Origin of the sequence: Streptomyces atratus (assembly GCF_014648655.1) — a bacterium.
GTDB lineage: Bacteria > Actinomycetota > Actinomycetes > Streptomycetales > Streptomycetaceae > Streptomyces > Streptomyces atratus.
In genome coordinates this window covers 1-20,785 of sequence record NZ_BMRN01000024.1, presented here as the reverse complement: position 1 = coordinate 20,785, position 20,785 = coordinate 1, and the positions used below count along the sequence as shown (strand labels likewise).

Here is a 20,785-nt window from a genome sequence, read left to right as displayed (position 1 = left end):
TGGTCGTCAGTGGCTACACCCCTGAGTCGGGGTAGCGCGCCCCCTACGTCATGACCGAATGTGACCTGCGTCTCCTAGTCATCGGCGCACGTCAGCCGACAAGTCATCCACGGAGCAGCCCTTACGACGTGAGGGGTGATCGAGGCCGGACACGGCTTGGGTCTCACTTGCAGCAGGTAGTACGAAATCGTATAGTCCGAAATCATGCAATCCGAATCCGTGCCATCTGAGTGGTCGGCCCTGCTTGCCCTGCAGCGGGCCACCCACGCCACTCTGCACGTGCTCGCCACAGAGCTCGTCGACCTGGACCTGACCCCCTCCGAGATCAACGCACTGGCCAACCTGTCCGACGGCCGAGGCCGGACCGTGTCCGAACTCGGCGCGGCCGTGGGCACCCGCCCCACCACGCTGACCAACATCCTGGACCGCCTGGAACGACGCGGCCACATCACCCGCGGCGCCAGCCCGGGAGACCGCCGCGCGGTGCTCATCGAACTCACCCCCTCCGGACAGCTGACCGCCACCACGATCCGACAGGCCATCGCCGGTCTGGAGCATCGCGCGCTCGACGGCCTGCCGAAGGACGTGATCGCAGGCCTGCGCGCTGCCCTGCAGGCCCTGACGGAGGTGCCCTCGTGACCGCTCATCCCCCGCACGCTGCCAGCGCGCCCGACTTCGAGGCCTTGATGGCCGAAGTAATGGCAACCACCGAGCGGTTCGGACACCGGGAACATGTCCATCTGACGTGGCTGGCCGTGCGGCGGGTCGGTGTGCGCGCGGCGGTCGGCCTGGTCAGCGACGGCATCCAGCGCACCGCCCGCTATGCGGGGGCGCCCCAGAAGTACCACGCGACCGTCAGCCGGGCCTGGGTGGAGCTGGTCGGTCACCACGCGGCCGAACACGGCGAAGACGACTTCGCCGCATTCGCCGATCACCACCCCGCCCTGCTCGACAAGCGACTCCTGACAGCCCGCTTCTACCGTTCGTCGACGCTGGCCTCCTCGCAGGCGAAGACAGGCTGGATCGAGCCCGACCTCGCTCCCTTCCCGTGGCAGGACGCCGGCCGGGGGCAGCCCCGGGGAGAAGCAGCGCGGTGACCGTAACCGGGCAACGGCCGCACAGGTTCAGCAGGTTGTGAAGACTGGCTGAGCCCGTCCCATAGGGACCGGAGCAGTGCCACCGCTCCGCAGACACGGCACCCGTCCCCGCGGAGCCTGCGGGCTGCTCGGGGACGGACGTCGCGTGCCCTTACCCCAGCCCGGTGTCGAGGGCGTCGAGCAGTGTGCCTTGAGGCGTGTCCCCCGACATCTCCCAGACCATCACCCCCAGCAGACCCTTGTTCTTGACGTACTCCGTCTTCTTGCCGATGGACCAGGTGTCGTCGAAGGACCACCACTGGCTGCCGGTCCAGCCGTACGTCGACACCGACTGTTCGTCGTGATGGACCGTCATCGCCGGGTAGGCGCCGATGAGGTTGGAGTAGCCGCGGGTGCCGGCCTCCTCCGCGAACTGGCCGGGGGCGGCGCCGCCCGCCGTCTGCCATTCACCGGCGGCTCCGCCGTCGGCGACGTTCTGCCAGCCCCGGCCGTAGAACGGGATGCCGAGGGTCAGTTTGCGGGGCTCGGCCCCCGCGTCGGTGTAGGTCTTGATGGCGGCGTCGGCGCTGAAGTGGAAGTCGTAGGGGTCCTGATCGTCGGTGTAGAGGTTGGCCTGGTGGCCGGTGCGGTTCGGCTCCCAGGAGTTGTCGCTGCCGGAGCCGTGGAAGTCGTAGCCCTGGACGTTCGCCACATCGAGGGAGTCGAAGACCTTGCCCAGGTCCCAGCCCTCGCCGACCTTCTGCGGGTCGGCGGGGGTGAAGGCGGTGAGGAGGCGGTGGCCGCCGCCGAGGGCGTCCATCTGCTTGCGGAATTCGGCGAGCAGCAGGGTCAGGTTGGTCTTGTCGTCGGGCGAGTAGTGGTTGCCGGGGTGTCCGGTGCCGGTGCCCGGCCATTCCCAGTCGATGTCGAAGCCGTCGAAGATCCCGGCTGCGGTGCCGGGGCCGCCCGCTCCGTTGTACTCGGGCAGGTTGCCCTTGATGTACATGTCGATGCAGGAGGAGACGAACTTCTTGCGGGAGGCGTCGGTGGCCGCCACGTCGGAGAAGTACTTGGAGTACGTCCAGCCGCCGAGCGAGACCACGATCTTCAGGTTCGGGTGGAGTTTCTTGAGCTTCTTCAACTGGTTGAAGTTGCCACGGAGTTTGCCCCAGCCGTCGTCCGCGACGCCGTCGACGGACTGGGCGGCGCTGAACGGGCGGCCGTAGTCGGCGTCGGCGTCACCGGCGCCGGTGCCCTGCTCGGGGTCCTGGGGGTCGGCGGTGGTTCCCCTGGTAACGCCGTTCAGGCAGGTCAGGTTGTTCGGATCGATGTTGGCGAACGCGTAGTTGACGATGTCGAGCTTGTTCGCGGCGCCGGAGTCGTGGAGGTTCTTGACGAAGTACTGGCGGCCGTAGATGCCCCATTGGACGAAGTAGCCGACCGTGGCGTAGTTGCCCTCGCCGACGATGTCGTCGGTCTTCACCGTGAGCGCGTTACTGGCCGGGGAGGCGTTGTCCGCCGCGTCACGGGCCTTGACGGTGAAGGTGTATGAGGTCGAGGGCGAGAGTCCGCCGATGGTGGCGGTGGTCGTCGTACCGGACACCGTGGTGGCGAGTTGCCCGCCCCGGTAGAGGTCGTACGCGGCGACCCGCTGGTTGTCCGTCGCGGCGGTCCAGGCCAGGGTGACGGACGAGGAGTCGGTTGCCGTGGAGTGCAGCGAGCCGGGTGCGGTGGGCGGAGAGGTGTCGGTGGCCGGGTCGACGGTGGTCACGGCCAGCGGGGCGCTCTCGGCGGAGGTGTTGCCACGGGTGTCCTTGGCCCGGACGGTGAAGGAGTAGGAGGTCGCCGGGGTCAGCCCGGTGACCGTGGCGGAAGTTGCCGCGGTGGCGGTACCGACCACCTTGCCCCCGGCCAGGATGTCGTACGACGCCACGGGGAAGTCACCCGCCGTGGCCGCCGTCCAGGACAGCGACGCGGTGCGGGCGGTGACATCGGTCTGCTTCAGCCCGCTCGGCGCGCCCGGCGGCACATCCGCGGAGCCGTCGCACTTATCGCCGTTGATCCGGCAGCCGGTCGGCGCGGTGATCGGGCCGGTGGCCACGAACCAGAAGCTGTACGGCTCGGTGGTGCTGTGTGCGGCGACCGTACCGTTGTAGTGGGCGTTGACCGCGGTGAGGTGGCTGCCCTGAGTGGTGACGGTACCGTTGTAGGAGGTGTCGATCGCGACCCCGGCCGGCAGGTCGAATTCGAGGCTCCAGCCGGTGACGGCGGTGTCGGTGTCGTTGTGCAGGACGTAAGTCCCCTTCCACCACGACCCGTTGTCGGCCGAGGTGAAGGTGGCCGTCAGCTTGCCCGCCGCGTGTGCGGGTGCGGCCTGTAACGACAGCAGCGCGAGGAGGAGTCCGAGGACGGCGACGAGGGCAGTCGACGTTCTTCTTCCGAAGGTCATGTGCTCGAACATGGTTCTCCCTTGAGGCAGGGACCGGTGAGGCGGTCCTGAGGGGGAGCGGGATTCCTTGGTGCCATGGAGCACAGGGGAAACTAAATGGTCTGGACCAACTCGTCAATAGGTACAGACCATTCGGGGCCCGTCTTCGGCTCCGGGCGGCCGAGGCGGCGAGGCGATCAAATAGAGGCACTGGTGTGCGAATTCGGCATCGATACGGCTAGGATCACGCACGGCAAGGCTGTAGCGCAGAGGTCGTCGCGCCCTAGCAGCGAGCTGGAGGACGTCGGTTCGAATCCGACCGGTCTTGCCACCTTTTCGTGGAGGAGAGTCGATGGCGTCGGTTCGTCCTGAGCGGGCGGAGAACGCGGTCGCCCTCTCCTGGCCGGGTGCCGACGGGGGACCTGGGGAGTAGTGATGTTGCAGCCGATGCCCGTGCGCTGTCCCGCGATCGAGCACCCGGACATTCCGCTCGCCGACGCGGCCTTGCTGGACCCGCTGCTGGAGCGGCTGGAGTCGGCACATTCCGTCGAGGCCGACGAGACGTTTCCGCTCGGCACGCTGCGGGTGGACGGCCGGGTCGATCTCTGCAAGCAGGGGCTCGGGGCAGCGGGCGCGGTCCGGGTGATGCCCGCGGTCGCCCGCTCCCCGCACGCCGCGCATGTGCTGCTCGGCACCAACTCGCTGGGCGACGAAGGAGCGCGGGCCGTCGCCGACGCGCTCGGCCGGGACGACCACGGGCTGCGAACGGTCTACCTCGGCTGCAATCGCATCGGAACCGACGGGGTCACAGCGCTCGCCGGTGCGCTGAGCGAGGACGACACCGTCAGAGCATTGTGGCTGAAACGCAACCCCCTGGGCGACGCCGGAGTCCGGGCGCTCGTTCCGATGCTGCGCCGCAACACCGTTCTGCGCACCCTCGACCTGGTGAACAGCGGGCTCACGGCCGACGGTCTCGCGGCACTGCTCACCGTACTGAGTCAGCGGTCCCGGCCGGTCGAGCGGCTGTTCCTCGGAGGTAACGGACTCGGCGCCGAGGCGGCTGGGCTGCTGGCCGCGCTCATCCGCGACGCCGGGGTACGGGAGCTGTACCTTCCCGCCAACCACCTCGGTGACGACGGAGCCGCCGTGCTGGCGGCCGCGGCCGACCCCGCCCGTCCGGTCCGGCTCGGTCTCGGCGGCAACGGGATCGGGCCCGCCGGCGCGCGTGCCCTGGCCGACGCGCTCGACGGGATCGAGGCGCTCGACCTGGGGCGGCCGCCCTCGGAGCGCAGTCTCGGGGCCCGGTCCAATGTCACCGGTGACATCGGAGCCCATGCGCTGGCCGGCGCCCTGCGCGGCAGTCCCCTGCGGCGGCTGGAGCTGTGCCACACCGGACTCACCGGTCGGGGCGCGAAGACCCTCCTCGCGGCCGTCGACGCCGACTCGCGTCTGGAGTACGTGGGGTTGGGGCCGGGCCTGCCGCGCAAGGTGAAGCGGTCCTTCGCGGCGCGGCTGCGCCCGGACGGCGGGACCCATGCGGACCTGCGCGCGGTGAGGAGCGTCTACCGGTGAGCCCGGGCACGGTCGCCGGGTACTTCGCGCCGGACGAGCTGGCGAGCCGACGTCAGGTCCGCCGGTACGCGGTGCCCCGGTGGATGATCGAGGAGTCGGCCGAGCGGCGGGCGGCCGGGGACTGGCAGGGCGCCTGCGCGGCGGCCCGGTTCGACGTGAAGTTCGACCTCGCCCAGGTGTCCGAACGGTACGGTCCGGACGTGGCCGGAGCGCTCGGGGCCGATCTCCTTCATCTCGTCCCCGACCTGGTGCGCTGGCATCTGCCGCGCATCCTCGGCGGCCGTTCGACGCTCGCCACCGACCGGATCGTGATCCTGGCGGGCTACGGCCGCACGCCGGACGGGCCGGGGCCGACGTCACTGTATCTGTACCTCCGTACGCTCCCGATGGTCGACGGACCGCAGCGGATCGCCCTCCGGTTCGGCACGGCCGGGAAGGGGCGCCAGCCGGCACCCGGCCTGTTCCGCTCAGGCATCGAGGACTGGCGCACCGCCCGGTATCTGTGGGACGCGCGCCGCACCGGCGAACTGCGGGCACACGTCGGTGTCGCGGACCGGCCGCCCTTCCTCCACGCCGACGGCACACCGCGCGCCGCCGATGAACTGCCCACGGCGGACCCGGGCTCCGGCGATCCGGTGGCCCGCGCCGAGTGGCTGACGCTGCTGCACCAGAACGGCCAGGTGGCCGAGTCCCTGGCGGCGGCGGGAATCGAGTGGGATCCGACACCACCGCAGATGCCTGCGTGGTACCGCGCGACTCCCGAATCGATCGTGGCCGGGCTGGCGCTCGACGTTCCCCGCCTGGAGGCAGCGGTCCGGCGGTTCGCGGAGCACAGCCCGGCGGAGCGCTTCCAGATCGGTGAGGCCTGGCCGGCCAACATCCTGCTGGAGTTCACGGACCGCGGACCGCTGCGGATGAGGCTCGTCGGGCTGGAGGAGGCCGACGGCGCGGCCTTCGTTCCCGAGGCGGTCTGGCGCCGGCTGCCGGACCTCGATCTTCTGCGGACGGGTGGGGTGTCTCCCGGACAGTTGCACCCGCTCGTCGCCGGGGCCCTCTTCACCGGCCTCGGCCCAGCGACCGGCCCGCCGGGGCCGACGCCTCCCGCACCGGTACGGGTCAGGTGCCGCGGCGAATGGCACAAGGTCGTCTTTCGTGACGGTCGGCTCGACTCCCCGCACAGCCCGCAGGAACGACAGCGCGAGAACGCCCTGCGTGCCTTCGGCGGCGCGGTCACCGGCTGCTTCGCCGTGGAGCACGCGTGCATGTCCGGCACGGGACGGTTGCCCAAGGCCCTGCAGGCGCAGCGCCGGGAGCTCTTTCTGCGCGTCCAGCACGGGGACACGCCGGGGGTTCTGGAGCTCCTGGACGCGGGGGTCGACCTCCGGGTGCGGGACGGCGGACGGCGCAGCCTGCTCCATGTGCTGCATCTGCTCGACCACGAGCTCCTGCTGCCCCGGCTCCTGGCGGCCGGTCTCGATCTGGAGGCACAGGATCACCTGGACCGCACTCCGCTCTGCTCGGCGGTCGACGGGGGTGGTTCGCCGGACCTCGTGAAGGCACTGATCGAGGCCGGGGCACGGATCGACGTGCTCGATCAGATGGAGCTCTCGCTGGCCCAGTTGATCAGCAAGTACCGGCGGACGGACCTGGACTTCCTCAAGGAACGGGTGGAGAAGGAACATCCGGGCATCGGGTCCGACTGGTGGGAGGAGTGGGAGGAAGAGAGGGACGACGCGGACGAAGAGGACGAGGACGAGTGAGTACCGGAGGACGAGCAGTGGCGGGAGACGCGGTGAGCACCGCAGGACGGACGGCCGCGCGGCAGGCGGTGAGCACCGGGGAGAGGGTGGGCACCGCCGCCCACGGCGCTCCCGGGGCGTCACACGCGGTTCCGTCCGCGGGCGCCGCTCGTGGGCCCCTGGACGCCGCCGACGATCTCAATCGCAGGCTGCGGACTTCGCGTACCGAAGCCGCCACCAATCCTCAACTGGAGGCACTGGCACTGGCTGTGACGGCCAATCAGCCGGTGCTGCTCTGGGGCGAGCCGGGCATCGGCAAGTCGGCCGGCATGGAGCAGCTCGCTGCCGGGCTCGGCCTACCGCTGGAAACGGTAATCGCAAGTGTGCACGAACCCTCCGACTTCGCCGGTCTGCCCGTCGTAGGCGACGATCCGGCCGTGACCGGGGTGCCGATGGCCCCGCCGGACTGGGCGGTCCGGCTCGCGCGCACGGGCCGGGGACTGCTTTTCTTCGACGAGTTGTCCTCTGCTCCCCCGGCTGTGCAGGCGGCGCTGCTGCGCGTCGTGCTCGAACGCCGCGTGGGCAGTCTGACATTGCCGGAGTCCGTGCGCATCGTGGCGGCGGCGAATCCGCCGTCGAGCGCGGCGGACGGCTGGCACCTCAGCCCACCGCTCGCCAACCGTTTCGTGCACCTCCAGTGGACGCACGATCCGCGCACCGTGGCACGGGGCATGGCCGGTACGTGGCCGAAGGCCGCGGTCCCGGTCGTCGACGCCGCCAGGGTCGCGGGCTCGGCGGCACGGGCCCGGGGTGCGATCTCCGGCTTCCTGACCGCACGCCCCGGCCTCGTCCATCACATTCCGGCCGACGCGGAGAGCCGGGGCCGGGCCTGGCCGTCCCCGCGGACCTGGGACATGGCGCTGCGGCTGCTCGCCACCGGGTACGCGACGGACGCCGGGCGGGAGGCGATGGCGGGCGCGTTGACCGGGGCCGTGGGAGACGGTGCGGGCATCGAGCTGCTGTCCTATCTGGAGAACCTCGATCTGCCCGACCCCGACCGCGTCCTGGCGAACCCTGCCGCGTTCGCCCTGCCCGAACGCGGCGACCGTCAACTGGCCTTCCTCATCGCGGTCGTCGCGGCCGTCCAGGGCGACCTCACCCGCTCCCGCTGGGAGGCCGGCTGGGCGGTGCTCGCGAAGGCCGTGGACGCGGGTGTTCCCGATGTGGCGGCCAGGGCGGCGGTGGACCTGGCGGCGATGCGGGACACCGACTGGCCGGTCCCGGAGGGCATCGACGCCTTCCTGGAACTGCTGCAGCTGTCCGGCGCGCTACCGCAGAGCGGCTGAGGCGGGCACGTCGGTGCCGGATCCGGAAACCGCCCCTGAGCGGCCCCAGTTGGACATGACCAAGCTGCTCGCCGCCCGCTACCGGGCGGCGACCGACCGACCCTATCTGGCCTCGGCGCTGTACGCGCTGTCGGTGGTGGCGAGCACCGACGTGCCGACGATGGGCGTGGACCGGCACTGGCGCTGCTATGTGTCACCCGCCTTCGTCGACGCGACACCGGTGGGGGAACTCGCGGCAGTGTGGGTGCACGAGGTGGCGCATCTGCTGCGTGATCACCATGGTCGCGCCGAGCGGCTGCCTGCCGCCGACCAGCGTGACCCGCACCGCGTCAATGTCGCCCAGGACTGCGAGATCAACGACGACCTCATCGCCGACGGGCTGCCTCTGCCGGCGGGCCGGATGGAGCCGCGGCTCTTCGGCCTGCCGACCGGGCAGCTCTTCGAGGCGTATCTTCCCGGTGTGCCGCAGGGCCCACCCCCGCACAACTGCGGGTCCGGCGCCCATGGGCAACCGATGCCCTGGGAGCTGGCCGGCTCGGACGGGCCGAGCTGTCTGGGTCCGGTCGAGGCCGAGGCACTGCGGCGCCACACCGCGGAGGCCATGCGCGCGCACCGGCGCAGCCGGGGCACTCTCCCGGCGGGCTGGGAACGCTGGGCGGAGCAGGTCCTGGAGCCCACAGTCGACTGGCGGCAGGCGCTCGCGGGCGCGGTACGGGAGGCTGCCGCGTGGGCCGCCGGAGCGATCGACTACACCTACCGCCGCCCGTCCCGGCGCAGCGCGGCGCTCCGCGGCGTCGTCCTGCCCAGCCTGCGCCGACCGTTGCCCCGTGTCGCCGTCGTCATCGACACCTCGGGGTCGATGGGGGATGAGGAACTCGCCTCGGCGCTGGCGGAGGTCACCGGGGTGCTGCGGGAGGTGGGCATCCGGGGCAACCGCGTCACCGTGCTGGCCTGCGACGCCGATGTGCAGAGCGTGTCCCGGGTGACGGCCGCCGAGCAGATCACCCTCGGCGGGGGCGGCGGCACGGACATGCGGGTCGGCATCGCCGCCGCCCTCGCGGCGCGGGACCGCCCGAACATCGTCGTCGTCCTCACCGACGGCTATACGCCCTGGCCGGACGAGTCCCCTTCGTGCCGGCTCGTCGCGGCGCTCATCGGCTCGGACGCCCCGCAGCCCCCGGGGTGGGTGGAGACCGTGCGCGTCGTCTCCTGAGACCGGCCGGGACGTCGCATCACCCACCGCACCCGCACCGGGAACAGCGGACCGTACGCGGCTTCAGTCGCCCAGGACGACCGTGCGCTGGGCAGAGAAGTCCCCCCACTTCCCGTCGGGCAGCTCGGCGCGGATCTTCATCGAGTAGCGGGTGCCCCGCGGGTCGCTGACGGTGAGCCGGTAGCTCGCCCGGCCTGCGGGCGGGGTGGAGCCCCACACGATCGTGGTGGTCAGCCGGCCGTCCATGAAGAGCTGGTACGCCGGGATCTCGCCGCCCGTCCCGGGCTGTTTCCAGTCCAGGTCGATGACGTACTCCTTGCCCTGGACTCGGTTGCTGATCCGCAGGTCGCTGGGGGCGGTACCGGCCGGTGCGCCCGGCGCCGACGCGGTGGTGAGGTCGAGGGCGTTGCTGTCGGGCGAAGAGGTGTCGGCGGCGTCGCGGGCGCGGACGGTGAAGGTGTAGACGGTGCCGGGGCGCAGTCCGGTCAGATGCGCCGTGGTCTGCGTGCCGGGCACGCTGTGGATGCGGGAGTCCTCCTGGTAGATGTCGTACGAGGTGACGCCGACGTCGTCCGTCGAGCCGCCCCAGGAGAGGTTCGCCGCCCGGCTGCCGTCCGCCGTGCCGCGCAGTTTCACCGGGCGGGTCGGCGGCTCGTGGTCGGCGGGGGCCGGGGCGGGTGTGGTGACGGTCGCGGCGGCGCTCGGCGCGGAGAGGTTCCCGGCGGCGTCGCGGGCGCGGACGGTGAAGGCGTAGGCGGTCGAGGCGGTCAGCCCGTCGACGTCGGTCATCACCTTGGCCGCCGCGACGGACTTCACCCTCTCGCCGTTGCGGTAGACCTCGTAGCCGGTGACCGCCTTGTTGTCGGTGGCCGGCTCCCACATGACGTGCACGGAGGTGGCGCTGCCGGCCTGTGCTGTCACATGGTCCGGCGATGTGGGTTTCCGGGTGTCCGCCTCGGGGGTGGAGCCGCAGGCGGTGAGCGCGGCGAGGATCAGGGCGGCGGAGCAGGCCAACGCGGCGGTTGCGTGGGGGCGTTGCACGGTCGTGCCTTCCATCCGGCAGCAATGGTCCAGACCTGTATCGCATGGCGCGGGGGTCACCGACAAGAGGGTGGAGCGGAACGTTCCGCAATGTGCCGGTGTGCGCAGGCGCTCGTGCGTCGGCGGGGCGCCGGGCCGGGACGGCCGGTGGCCGGACCCGGCCCGGCTCAGCTCAGCATGCGCGCCGCCTCACGTGCCTGCTCGCGCAGTCGTTCGTCGGCCGGGGCCATCCCCGATTCCAGGCCCGAGGCCGTCACCCGGAGGTCCCGCTCGGCAAGAGCCGTAAGGCGGCGGTGGTGGTCTTCGGTGAGAGCGGTGCGGCCGAGGGCGACGAGCGCCTCCAGCGCGGTCACGGCGTCGGCGTCCTCCTCGGCGGAGTCCAGGACCAGACCCGCCAGACGGGGGCCGTCGAGGGATTCGGGTGCGATCGCGTGCAGCGCGAGGACGGCGGCCGGTGTCTGCAGCCGGTCCGTCAGCAGGCCCTCCAGCGCGGGAACCAGCGGCCGGGCCGCGGCGCCCATGCGGGCCGCCGCCCGTGCGGCACGGGTGAACGTCCAGCGCATCCATACCGGTTCGACCTCGGTGAACACACCGGCCAGCACCGGCACCGCCTCCTTCGCGTCACCGGTGATCCGCCACAGGGCTGCGGCGATCTCGACGTCGCTGTCCAGCTGCGGAATGTTGCGATCCTCCCCGGGCGCGCTGAGCGCGGACCGCAGGGCGGGCACCAGCCCGGCAGCCTCAGGGCCCAGCTCGGCGGCGAGTCCCGCAGCCTCGCGCACGCCATGGCCGCCACGGGCCAGCTGGGCGGCAATCGCCGCCAGCAGGGGGCCGGTCTCCCCGGTCAGTCGGCGCACAGCCCTTGCCGCAGCGAGCCGGCCGTCCTCCGGTCCGGAGCAGGCCGCGGTGGTCAGGAGTTCCGCCGTCGCCGCGCGGTGTTCCGGTGGGCACACTGCGGCCAGCGCCTTCGCCACCACCTTCGGGAATCTCGGCAGCGCGGACCGCAGTTCGGGCAGGGCGGCGGACGCCCGGCTCCCCCAGGCGCCGAGCAGGGCCGTGAGCCGGATGGGCTCGTTGCCGTCCAGGTCGTCCGCGCCCAGCCGGGTCCGTATGGCGTCCAGCAGTACGGGGTCGTACGGGAACGAGGTGTCGGCCGTCCCTCCGATCAGGAAGCCGCAGGCCGCGCCGAGCGCACGCGGGCGCTGTCCCAGGTCACGGGCCAGGAGGGGCGCGGCCCGGTCCGGGGCCACGGCGACGAGCGCTTCCAGGGCCCGGTCCGCGGGATCGCCCTCTCCCTCGGCCAGCCGGGCCAGCACCGGAGCAGCCGCCACGGCATGCGTGCCCAGCTTCTCGAGGAGCGAGTACGCCGCCGGTACGGAGGCCGGGTCGGCTACGAGCGCCTCCATGGGGGCGACCAGCCGTTCCGGCGCGCTGCGCGAAAGCCGGCAGGCGGTCTCGGCCGCCCACAACGCCTCTGTACGCGCTTCGGGCACCGCACTTCGCAGTGCGGCATCGAGCAGGCTGTACACCGCTTCGCGGTCCTTGTCGGTGTCGCGGAGCAGCAGCGCCTCGACGACATACTGCAGCGGTTCGTTCCGCTCCAGGTCGAGGCGGCCCTCGACGAGCTCGTCCGCGGGGAGAAGGGACAGCATCGCCTCGTGGTGCGCGGAGGTCCACGGCAGTCCGGCGTCCACACAGGCCAGCAGCGCTGCGATCCTCACCTCGCCGGGCTCGTCCGTGCTCATGGCTTCGGTTGCCGCAGCGGCCGTTCCCGCCGGATCCAGATGCGCCATGGCCCCGAGGAGTTCGGCCCGTACGAGGGCATCCGTCTCCTGCTTCCGGCGCCGCCGGAGCACCGGCAGCACCCGATCAGCCGCCCCCGTCATCGCGGCGGCCCACACCGCGGCCCGCCGCAGCCCGGCCTCCTCGGCGTCGACCGACGTGAGAATCAGGGGCAGTTGACCGATGACGGCCGACCGGCAGGCGGCTTCGTCCGTGTCGCCGTGGTCCGCGCCGCCCTCCGCTATCCCGCCGAGCAGCACCAACAGGTCCTCCGTGCGGTACCCGGCCCCGGCGAGCTGTGCCATGTACGGCACGGCGCGGGCCGTGGCCTCGTAGACCGAACCCTGGTGCAGGATGCTGCCGTACAGCTCCGAGATCGCCTCGGAAGCCGCATCCTCGTCGTCGCCGGCCAGTGCCCGCAGGCAGTCGGGCACGTCGGCGGCGCTCCCGTAGGCATGTTGCAGTTCGGCCCACGGCTGGGCGTCGACATCGGCGAAGAACAGTGCGAGTTCCATGGAACGGAGCATGGCACCCGGCACTGACAACGCCCCGGCCGCGAGGGGAGCCGAAGGGCAGCACACAGCTGCCGGCCGGGCCGTGGGCCGGCAGCCGCTCGCCGTTCAGCTGGTGAAGAACTCCGTGATCTGCTGGGCGACCTGGTCGGGGTGGATCTCATGGACCCGGTGACCGCCCCCGATCGTGATCAGCCGGCAGTCCGGGATCAGCGAGGCCATGTCCTGCAGGCGCCCCTGGGGCATGGTGGACTCCGGGCCGCCGGCGATCATCAGCGTCGGCGCGACGATCTCGCCGAGGCCGGCCGCCCATTCGGGGTCGGGGTCGGCCACCTCGGCCCGGATGGGAGCGACGACAGCCCAGTCGTAGTCCACCGGCCCCTCCGGTTCGGCGGCCGGCTTCAGCTCGCTCGGGAACGGCGGCGGGGTCTCCACCAGTACCAGCCGCTCCACCCGGTCCGCGTGCTCCTGGGCGAGCAGATGGGCGACGACACCGCCCATCGAGTGGCCGACCAGGCCCACCCGGTCGAGTTCGCACTCGTCGAGGAAGCCGAGGATGTCGTCCCGCATCAGCTCGACGGAGTACTCGTCCGGCCAGTCGCTCTCGCCATGACCGCGCAGGTCGATGGCGTACACCCGCCACTGTTCGCCGAGCAGACTCCCGGCCGCCTCCCAGCTCGCGGCGGAGCCGCCGAGGCCGTGCAGCAGGACCACGGGCGAGCCGAAGGGGTCGCCCCAGGTCCGATATGCCAGCCGTACATCGCCGACATCCACAACAGACTGATCTTCCATACCCATGACGCTACAGCCGAATGAGCGAAGACCTGTCACCCGCGGCTCCCCGCGGCCTGGCAGGGTTGAGGGGTGAACGTCGTGCCCCGCCCGCTGCTGATCGCTGTCGCCACTGCCGCCATGGCCGTCTCCGTGCTCTCCGGCTGCTCGGCGGCCGGGTCCGCCGAGGGCGGACCGGAATCCGGGCTCGACGATCCGGCGAAGAAGGAGATCGCCATGCAGCTGGTCTCCAGCGCCGAGAACTCCTCGCTCGACTGGAAGGCCCAGTACAAGTACATCGAGGACATCGGTGACGGCCGCGGCTACACCGCGGGCATCATCGGCTTCTGTTCCGGCACCGGCGACATGCTGAAGGTCGTCGAGCGGTACGCGGCGGCGCGTCCCGGCAATCCGCTGGAACGGTTCCTCCCCGCCCTGCGCGCGGTACGGGGCAGCGATGCGCACGACGGGCTCGGCCGCCCGTTCACCGAGGCCTGGGCCGAGGCGGCCGCGGACCCTGCCTTCCGGTCGGCGCAGGACGCCGAGCGCGACCGGTCGTACTTCGACCCGGCGGTCGCCCGGGCCGAGGCGGATGGACTCGGCACCCTGGGGCAGTTCATCTACTACGACGCCTATGTGATGCACGGGTACGGCGACACGGACGGCACGGTCGGCTTCCGTACGATCCGCCGCGAGGCGCTCGCCGCGGCTGCGCCACCGGCGCGCGGCGGGGACGAGGCGGCCTATCTGAACGCCTTCCTCGACGCCCGTGTCGCAGCGATCCGCAAGGAGCCCTCACACTCCGACACCAGCCGGATCGAGACGGCCCAGCGGGTGTTCGTGAGGGAGGGCAGGCTCGGGCTGGAGACACCGCTGCGGTGGCGGGTGTACGGCGACGGTTACCGGATCGACGCCCGTTAAACCCGTGATCGACGGGCGCGGGAAGCGTCCGCCCCGCTGGCTGCGCACGCCGGTGCACATGCCATTTGACCTGCGCTTTCACTCCTCCAGGAAGGGTGATCCGGACCCGTGACCCGACGGTCGGCGGCTCCGTTGAGGCTGACGAACGGCACACGCGGATGTGGGCCGGGATACGGAGGAGAGAAGCGCATGATGATGAAGAAGATGCTGGCCGCGACGGTCCTGGCCGCCGGTCTCGGGCTGGCCCTCGGCCCCGCCGCGCAGGCCATGCAGAGCCCGGCCGCCGCGCAGGCGGCGAAGGCGCCGGCCGCGGTCTGCACCGTCAACGACAACGGGGTGAACTTCCGCGGCGGACCGGGCTCCGAGTACCCGGTCCTCGGTCAGGTGAACCAGGGCCAGAACCTCAACTACCGCGGCCGGCAGGGCAACTGGATCATGGGTGACCTGTGGGGCGGCCCCACGGGCGTCTGGATCCACGTGGCCTACCTCAACTGCTGAGGCCGGCGCACGCGTGACGTCGGTTCCCAAGACCTGGTTGTGGTCCTGGGAACCGACGTTGTCGTATGGGGAGTGTGTCGATGTCGATGCGGCCGAGTGGACCGGGTGGGGTTCCGGCGGAGACAGCGCGGGGGGCACAGGCGGCCTTCCCGAAGGGCAGTCCGGCGATCCGGATCCGGGACGAGCTGGGGCCCTTGTTCAGCGACGAGGAGTTCACGGACCTGTTCCCGTCGCGGGGGAAACCGGCTTGGTCTCCGGGCCGGTCGGCGCTGGTGCCGGTCTTGCAGTTTATGGAGGGGCTCACCGACCGACAGGCCGCGGAGGCGGTGCGGGCGAGGATCAATTTCAAGTACGCCCTCGGGCTGGACCTGGCTGATCCGGGCTTCGATTTCTCGGTGCTGTCGGAGTTCCGTGACCGCCTGGCCACACCCGCAGGTGAACGGCCGGAACCCCTCGCCGCCCGGCTGCCGAGATCCACGACCAGCGACGCGCCCAGAGGTTTGGGGCACGGCCACCCCCGAGTGCGGCCCGACCGCTGTAGTCGACGTCGGTCAGCTCCACCAGGAGCCCGTCGGCGCGAGGACCGCGGCCCTGTCCCGGCCGTCGAGAACGCCGACTCGGGGCACACCCGCAGAAGAGCGACATGCGGCGGGAATCGGTGGCGATGACGACCTGATGCTTCGTCACGTTTGTCCGCCAGTATCTACTAGCGAGACCAGAACCCGGTACTTCAGCGGCAGAACCACGGCCAGACCAGTCACACCGCATCCGTATCTGTACGTATCGCTGCTGCACACCGGAATTCCGGCCGTGGTCGGGTGGTTTATCGCCCAGGCTGCGAGCATCGGACCGGAACTCGAAAAAGGCGCGGCGAGCGGCGTCCTCACGCCCGCCGCGGCGTTCGTGCACTACGACCTGTTTCGCCTGGCCGAGCGGCAGGTGAGCCCGCGGTTCGGCTGGCTGCTCGGATATGCGAAGCCGCCGGTGTACAACACCCAGCCGTCGAACAGCTGAGCCCATAACGACAACGACCCCCGCTGGTGGCGGAGTCGGTGTCGCTCTTGGAGTGAGGATTCCACCGCAGCAGCCGCGCTCGGCTGCTGCGAAGCCTGGCGCGGGCGGTGAATAGAACCGATGGCGAGCGGCTGCAGGTGCATGCAGTTGACCGTTCTGAGTCTGGCCCTCCTGCCGCGGTGATCTCCTTCGGCACCCCCAAGGACCTCCTTCGTCGCCCCTGCGACCGCTGCCTGGATGGCCGATGCCTCCGCCATCGGCCTTCTCCTCACCGCTTGATGACATATGCCACCCCGGATCCACCTCCTCAAGTCTTCCTCGGGAAATACGATAAGCACCCAATGAATCCAAGGAAGTTGCATAGGTTGCGCACAGACCCGACCAGTCAAATGGGTGTCACCCACAGGGGGAATCCACGTGCGAAAAGCAACAATGCGGTACGTTCTCACTCCAGCCACGGCCTTGGTCCTCACTGCGGCACTGGCTACCGCAGCCAGCGCAGCAGAGGCCTCAGCCGATGCAGCACCTGAAGCTGTCACAGCCGACCAGATCGCCACGCAGGAGTCAGCTGACAGCGTGGTGGAGGGCCCTTCCAAGTCGGCCGTCGAGGCTGCCGCCGATCATGCCCTTGCCGCTCTGCCTGAGGTGAGCGCCGACGGTGATGTCGGGCCCATGCGCTGCGACAACCCGGTCAAGCAGTGGTACGAAGTAAGCAGCAAGACGGCCTACCATGTTCCGTCCTGGTGGAACGGCACCAGCTTCAAGGACGGTCCGGGCGGATCGATGAGGGTCAGCGTCGAGAAGGCGGGCAAGATCGCGGGCGAGGTCAGTGGCACCGGAGGAGCCAGCTTCAGTGCCATTATTGCAGAGGTCAAGGCGGAGTACAGCGTCAAGGTGGTTGCGGAGGTGGGGGTCACCGTGGGGCACTCATACACGCACTCCATCCCCGCAAAGAAGTACGGTCACATGCAGTACGGTTCTTGGGGCTACAGGGTGAACTGGGCAAAGTACAAGACCAGTTCCGACCGTTGCAGAAAGGTAAGGATCGGCTCAGGCACCGCGAAGCTTCCTACCAAGGAGACCGGTTGGCGATACTGGACGACGAATTCATGACGCCCCAACCGCGCCCCTTGCGGCGTAGCCTCGCCCTCTGTTGTGTGTCCGTTGCCCTCGCCGTTGGGTGCAGGAGCGAATCCGGCGGGCCGAGCACGCCGGAGAGCAGTCCTGCGCAGCAACGGCAGCACCCCTCCGAAACGTCCGACCGCACTGAGGAGAGACTCGGTAAGCAGGTCCAAGAAGCTCTCGGCACAGAGGAGGTCAGCGACAGCGATCAGCTGTTTGTCGAGGCCGGCCTTGAACGTGTCAGCGATGGACTCCACAGCGAACCGGAACTGATGCGAGGGCGTTCGTACAAGTTGGCGGTCGCCTGCGCCGGAAAGGGCAAGATCACCCTGTCCATAGCCCTGAAGAACACCGTCCGCCGGACCGTGAATTGCGACGGCGTCCCACTTCGCCAGTTCCTCACAGCCTCAGCGGCCAGGGTCAGGATCGACGCCGAGGGGATTCCGGGGGCCACAGGAATGGTGGCCTGGCGCCTGGACAAGGCCGACAAGTAAGCCGCAGGCTCACCCGAAAAACAGCACAGCACTGCGCCTTGCACCGCGCCTTCCGCGGACAGTGTTGGCTAATTCGAGGCCTCGTGCGACGTCGGTTCCCAAGACCTGGTTGTGGTCCTGGGAACCGACGTTGTCGTATGGGGAGTGTGTCGATGTCGATGCGGCCGAGTGGACCGGGTGGGGTTCCGGCGGAGACAGTGCGGGGGCACGGGCGGCCTGAGGTCCTGCACCAGCTCCGGGCCGAGCAGCAGACCACACGGTGGAAAGAGCGTTACAAAATGCGTGTCGGCGTCGAAGGCACAATTTCCCAGGGCGTTCGACGCTGCGGCCTACGGAGATCCCGCTACCGCGGGCACACCAGGACCAGCCTCCAGCACCGGCTCGCCTGAGCAGCGATCAACCTTGCCCGCATCGACGCCCACCTCACCGACACGCCCCGAGCCCGCACTCGCACCCGCACCCGCCGCTTCGCAACACTTCGCCCCGAATCAAACAACAGCATCCGCCTGCCGCGCGGTGCGGGGCCTTCCCGCGTTCCGGCGGAATGTTCTCAACTCCTCCATGTCGTAGGGGTGTACGGCACTCGCTCCATCCTGATAGGAAAGCTTCCTAACAGAAGATGGAACGACGAACTCCCTTTGGAGGACTGGTGCACACCCCCCATAAGCGCACCGCACGTCGCAGCACCCGCTCCGTCCGCATCGCGGTCATCACGGTCGGACTGGCCCTCACGGCGATACCTGTCAGCGCCTACGCCGGTGCTCCCTCGCACCAGGCCGTACCCCAGCGGACGGCCGTCGCCCAGCAGGCCGCCGCCGCGACCGGGCTCGACGATCCGGCGAAGAAGGAGATCGCCATGCAACTGGTCTCCAGCGCCGAGAACTCCTCGCTCAACTGGAAGGCCCAGTACAAGTACATCGAGGACATCGACGACGGCCGCGGCTACACCGCGGGCATCATCGGCTTCTGTTCCGGCACCGGCGACATGCTCGACCTCGTCGAGCTGTACACCCAGCGCAAGCCCGGCAACGTCCTCGCGAAGTACCTCCCCGCGCTGCGGAAGGTCAACGGCACCGACTCGCACAGCGGTCTCGACCCGAACTTCAAGAAGGACTGGGCGACCGCCGCGTCCGACTCGGCGTTCAAGCAGGCCCAGAACGACGAGCGGGACCGGGTGTACTTCAACCCTGCCGTCAAGCAGGGCAAGGCGGACGGCATCGGCACGCTGGGCCAGTTCGCGTACTACGACGCCATCGTCATGCACGGTGACGGCGGCGACAGCACCGGCTTCAGCTCCATCCGCAAGCGGGCCCTCGCCAAGGCGAAGCCGCCGGCCCAGGGCGGCAACGAGGTGACTTACCTCAACGCCTTCCTGGACGCCAGGGTCTGGGCGATGCAGCAGGAGGAGGCCCACTCGGACACCAGCCGGGTGGACACCGCCCAGCGGGTCTTCCTGAAGAAGGGCAATCTGAACCTGGATCCGCCGCTCGACTGGAAGGTGTACGGCGACAGCTACCACATCGGCTGACGCACACCCGGGTCACGGCTGAGGCGCGTACGGAAGCACCCTTGAGGGTCGCCGTACGCGCCACGGCGCCGTAGCGGACCGGGCTCTTCTCGTCAGTGTGCAGCCACCGGGGCCGGGGCCGCCGGGCTCGTCTCCCGCTCCGACGGTTCCGGACCCGGCTTCCTGCCGAGGTGGTTGAAGGCCAGGTTGAGCACGATCGCCACGACACATCCGGTCGAGATCCCGGAGTCGAGCACGACGAGCGCATCCTTCGGGAACGCGTGGTAGAAGTCAGGTGCGGCTATCGGGATCAGTCCGATGCCCACGGCCGCTGCCACGATCAGCGCGTTCTCTCCCTTCTCCAGCGCGGCGGTCGCCAGTGTCTGGATGCCGCTCGCGGCGACCGAACCGAAGAGCACGATGCCCGCGCCGCCGAGGACGGGCAGCGGGACGAGCGCGATGACGGATGCGGCTACGGGGACCAGCCCGAGCACTATCAGGATGCCGCCGCCCGCGGCCACCACGAAGCGGCTGCGGACCTTGGTCATCGCGACCAGCCCGATGTTCTGGGCGAAGGCACTGCACATGAAGCCGTTGAAGAGCGGACTGATGGCGCTGCCCAGGGTGTCGGCGCGCAGGCCGCCCTCGATGGTCCGCTCGTCCGCCGGACGGTCGACGATCCTGCCGAGAGCCAGTATGTCCGCGGTGGACTCGGTCATGCAGACCAGCATGACGATGCACATGGATACGATCGCGGCGACCTCGAACTGCGGTGCCCCGAAGTGGAACGGCGTCGGGAAGCCGACCAGGTCGGCGTCCTTGACGGCGCCGAAGTCGGTGATGCCGACCGGGATCGCGATCAGCGTGCCGACGACCAGCCCGAGCAGGATGGCGATCTGCTGGAGGAAGCCGCGCAGCAGTTTGCGCAGGGCGAGGACGATCACCAGCGTGACCGCGGCCATGGTGATGTTGGTCGTCGAGCCGTAGTCGCCGGCCGTGGCATTGCCGCCCTGGGACCAGTTGAAGGCGACCGGCAGCAGCGAGACGCCGATCAGCGTGATCACGGTGCCGGTGACGACGGGCGGGAAGAAGCGGACCAGCTTGCAGAAGTACGGGGCGAGCAGGAAGCCGAGCAGGCCGGCGACGATGATCGCGCCGAAGATGACGGCGATGCCGTCGTGTCCGCGGTCCTTTCCTATCGCCACCATCGGGGTCACCCCGGCGAACGAGACACCGTTGACGAACGGCAGCCGGGCGCCGATGCGCCAGAAGCCGAGGGTCTGGAGCAGGGTGGCCAGGCCCGCGGTGAAGAGGCTCGCACCCATCAGGAAGGCGGTCTCCTCGGGGGTGAGGCCCACGGCGGGTCCCAGGATCATCGGCGGGGCCACCACGCCCGCGTACATCGCGGCCACGTGCTGGAGGCCGCTGGTGAACATCCTCAGCGGGGGAAGCGTTTCGTCGACCGGGTGTTTCCGGTCTGCCGAGTCCGAATCGGGGGCGGGGCGGGCGGGGTCGAGGTGGGGGTCGGCATCGGGGGCTGCGACTGCTTCGTTGCGAAACCTGGGCGTAGCTGCCACGGCGGTTCCTCCGGTCGGGTACACGTCTGCGGCGACGTGGGTGTCAGGGAGGTGGTGCAAGTGGTGCGTTGGTGCAGGTGGGGCAGGTCGTGCAGCTGGTGCGGGCAGCTTTGGTGCAGGTGGGGCAGGTCGTGCAGCTGGTGCGGGCAGCTTTGGTGCAGGTGGGGCAGGT

At 70.2% G+C, this 20,785-nt stretch carries 17 protein-coding genes, 1 tRNA gene and 2 pseudogenes; 15 read left to right on the top strand and 5 right to left on the bottom strand.

Going from position 1 to position 20,785, the window contains the following annotated elements; translation table 11 throughout:
• The first annotated feature begins 204 nt into the window (after positions 1-204).
• Positions 205-639: a MarR family winged helix-turn-helix transcriptional regulator gene (locus IEZ15_RS28950; RefSeq protein ID WP_189280027.1), complete on the top strand. Its 435-nt coding sequence runs from the start codon at positions 205-207 to the stop codon at positions 637-639.
• Positions 636-1,097 carry a hypothetical protein gene (locus IEZ15_RS28945; protein WP_189280026.1) on the top strand — a complete coding sequence of 154 codons (462 nt, stop codon included), beginning with the start codon at positions 636-638 and terminating at the stop codon, positions 1,095-1,097. The genes IEZ15_RS28950 and IEZ15_RS28945 overlap by 4 nt, the downstream gene beginning before the upstream one ends.
• A gap of 151 nt (positions 1,098-1,248) precedes the next feature.
• Here the strand turns inward: IEZ15_RS28945 and IEZ15_RS28940 are convergent, their stop codons facing one another.
• The gene (locus IEZ15_RS28940; RefSeq protein WP_189280025.1) at positions 1,249-3,537 is read right to left on the bottom strand and encodes a glycosyl hydrolase family 18 protein; all 2,289 of its coding nucleotides are present in this window, start codon (positions 3,535-3,537) and stop codon (positions 1,249-1,251) included.
• A gap of 222 nt (positions 3,538-3,759) precedes the next feature.
• On the opposite strand from IEZ15_RS28940, the gene IEZ15_RS28935 reads away from it, so the two are divergent.
• From IEZ15_RS28935 to IEZ15_RS28915, 5 genes are all read left to right on the top strand, one after another.
• Positions 3,760-3,835 (top strand) — tRNA-Arg (locus IEZ15_RS28935).
• A 104-nt stretch (positions 3,836-3,939) separates the two neighbouring features.
• Positions 3,940-5,076, top strand: coding sequence for a leucine-rich repeat domain-containing protein (locus IEZ15_RS28930; protein ID WP_189280024.1), 1,137 nt, complete (start codon positions 3,940-3,942; stop codon positions 5,074-5,076).
• Positions 5,073-6,836: an ankyrin repeat domain-containing protein gene (locus IEZ15_RS28925; RefSeq protein WP_189280023.1), complete on the top strand. Its 1,764-nt coding sequence runs from the start codon at positions 5,073-5,075 to the stop codon at positions 6,834-6,836. Before IEZ15_RS28930 ends, IEZ15_RS28925 begins: the two co-directional genes overlap by 4 nt.
• An 86-nt stretch (positions 6,837-6,922) precedes the next feature.
• Positions 6,923-8,161, top strand: a complete 1,239-nt coding sequence (locus IEZ15_RS28920; protein ID WP_373302636.1) for an AAA family ATPase — start codon at positions 6,923-6,925, stop codon at positions 8,159-8,161.
• 55 nt (positions 8,162-8,216) lie between these two features.
• On the top strand, positions 8,217-9,374 hold the full coding sequence (locus IEZ15_RS28915) for a vWA domain-containing protein (RefSeq protein ID WP_189280089.1): 1,158 nt from the start codon (positions 8,217-8,219) through the stop codon (positions 9,372-9,374).
• Positions 9,375-9,437: 63 nt separating this feature from the next.
• Here the strand turns inward: IEZ15_RS28915 and IEZ15_RS28910 are convergent, their stop codons facing one another.
• From IEZ15_RS28910 to IEZ15_RS28900, 3 genes are all read right to left on the bottom strand, one after another.
• Complete coding sequence (locus IEZ15_RS28910) at positions 9,438-10,430, bottom strand: fibronectin type III domain-containing protein (RefSeq protein ID WP_189280022.1); 993 nt, start codon at positions 10,428-10,430, stop codon at positions 9,438-9,440.
• A 152-nt stretch (positions 10,431-10,582) separates the two neighbouring features.
• Complete coding sequence (locus tag IEZ15_RS28905; protein WP_229846161.1) at positions 10,583-12,712, bottom strand: hypothetical protein; 2,130 nt, start codon at positions 12,710-12,712, stop codon at positions 10,583-10,585.
• Between the two features lie 105 nt (positions 12,713-12,817).
• Entirely contained in the window at positions 12,818-13,501 is a 684-nt protein-coding gene (locus IEZ15_RS28900) for an alpha/beta fold hydrolase (RefSeq protein WP_189280020.1), read from the bottom strand.
• 120 nt (positions 13,502-13,621) lie between these two features.
• Here IEZ15_RS28900 and IEZ15_RS28895 point away from each other — a divergent pair, with 120 nt between their 5' ends.
• The 8 genes and pseudogenes from IEZ15_RS28895 to IEZ15_RS28860 all read left to right on the top strand — a co-directional run bounded on the left by IEZ15_RS28895 (position 13,622) and on the right by IEZ15_RS28860 (position 19,057).
• Entirely contained in the window at positions 13,622-14,401 is a 780-nt protein-coding gene (locus IEZ15_RS28895) for a chitosanase (RefSeq protein ID WP_189280088.1), read from the top strand.
• A 189-nt stretch (positions 14,402-14,590) separates the two neighbouring features.
• Positions 14,591-14,899, top strand: coding sequence for an SH3 domain-containing protein (locus IEZ15_RS28890; protein ID WP_114247472.1), 309 nt, complete (start codon positions 14,591-14,593; stop codon positions 14,897-14,899).
• An 80-nt stretch (positions 14,900-14,979) separates the two neighbouring features.
• A pseudogene (locus tag IEZ15_RS28885) lies at positions 14,980-15,342 on the top strand (transposase); the annotation flags it as partial.
• 232 nt (positions 15,343-15,574) lie between these two features.
• Entirely contained in the window at positions 15,575-15,913 is a 339-nt protein-coding gene (locus IEZ15_RS28880; RefSeq protein ID WP_189280019.1) for a hypothetical protein, read from the top strand.
• A gap of 462 nt (positions 15,914-16,375) precedes the next feature.
• Positions 16,376-17,026, top strand: coding sequence for a hypothetical protein (locus IEZ15_RS28875; RefSeq protein ID WP_229846160.1), 651 nt, complete (start codon positions 16,376-16,378; stop codon positions 17,024-17,026).
• A 44-nt stretch (positions 17,027-17,070) separates the two neighbouring features.
• Positions 17,071-17,529 carry a DUF6023 family protein gene (locus tag IEZ15_RS28870; RefSeq protein ID WP_189280018.1) on the top strand — a complete coding sequence of 153 codons (459 nt, stop codon included), beginning with the start codon at positions 17,071-17,073 and terminating at the stop codon, positions 17,527-17,529.
• Between the two features lie 230 nt (positions 17,530-17,759).
• Positions 17,760-18,014, top strand: a pseudogene (locus IEZ15_RS28865) (transposase); the annotation flags it as partial.
• 164 nt (positions 18,015-18,178) lie between these two features.
• Positions 18,179-19,057 (top strand): chitosanase, encoded by an 879-nt coding sequence (locus IEZ15_RS28860; RefSeq protein ID WP_114247471.1) that lies wholly within the window; start codon positions 18,179-18,181, stop codon positions 19,055-19,057.
• 92 nt (positions 19,058-19,149) lie between these two features.
• On the opposite strand, the gene IEZ15_RS28855 is transcribed toward IEZ15_RS28860, so the two are convergent.
• Positions 19,150-20,613 carry a nucleobase:cation symporter-2 family protein gene (locus IEZ15_RS28855; RefSeq protein WP_189280017.1) on the bottom strand — a complete coding sequence of 488 codons (1,464 nt, stop codon included), beginning with the start codon at positions 20,611-20,613 and terminating at the stop codon, positions 19,150-19,152.
• Positions 20,614-20,785 lie beyond the last annotated feature (172 nt).

What these genes read in the sequence shown, in the direction of transcription:
- IEZ15_RS28950 (WP_189280027.1), top strand. Translation starts at nt 205, where the DNA reads ATGCAATCCGAATCCGTGCCATCTGAGTGGTCGGCCCTGCTTGCCCTG.
- IEZ15_RS28940 (WP_189280025.1), bottom strand. Translation starts at nt 3,537, where the DNA reads ATGTTCGAGCACATGACCTTCGGAAGAAGAACGTCGACTGCCCTCGTC.
- IEZ15_RS28930 (WP_189280024.1), top strand. Translation starts at nt 3,940, where the DNA reads ATGTTGCAGCCGATGCCCGTGCGCTGTCCCGCGATCGAGCACCCGGAC.
- IEZ15_RS28915 (WP_189280089.1), top strand. Translation starts at nt 8,217, where the DNA reads ATGACCAAGCTGCTCGCCGCCCGCTACCGGGCGGCGACCGACCGACCC.
- IEZ15_RS28910 (WP_189280022.1), bottom strand. Translation starts at nt 10,430, where the DNA reads ATGGAAGGCACGACCGTGCAACGCCCCCACGCAACCGCCGCGTTGGCC.
- IEZ15_RS28905 (WP_229846161.1), bottom strand. Translation starts at nt 12,712, where the DNA reads ATGGAACTCGCACTGTTCTTCGCCGATGTCGACGCCCAGCCGTGGGCC.
- IEZ15_RS28900 (WP_189280020.1), bottom strand. Translation starts at nt 13,501, where the DNA reads ATGGAAGATCAGTCTGTTGTGGATGTCGGCGATGTACGGCTGGCATAT.
- IEZ15_RS28895 (WP_189280088.1), top strand. Translation starts at nt 13,622, where the DNA reads ATGGCCGTCTCCGTGCTCTCCGGCTGCTCGGCGGCCGGGTCCGCCGAG.
- IEZ15_RS28890 (WP_114247472.1), top strand. Translation starts at nt 14,591, where the DNA reads ATGATGATGAAGAAGATGCTGGCCGCGACGGTCCTGGCCGCCGGTCTC.
- IEZ15_RS28880 (WP_189280019.1), top strand. Translation starts at nt 15,575, where the DNA reads ATGCTTCGTCACGTTTGTCCGCCAGTATCTACTAGCGAGACCAGAACC.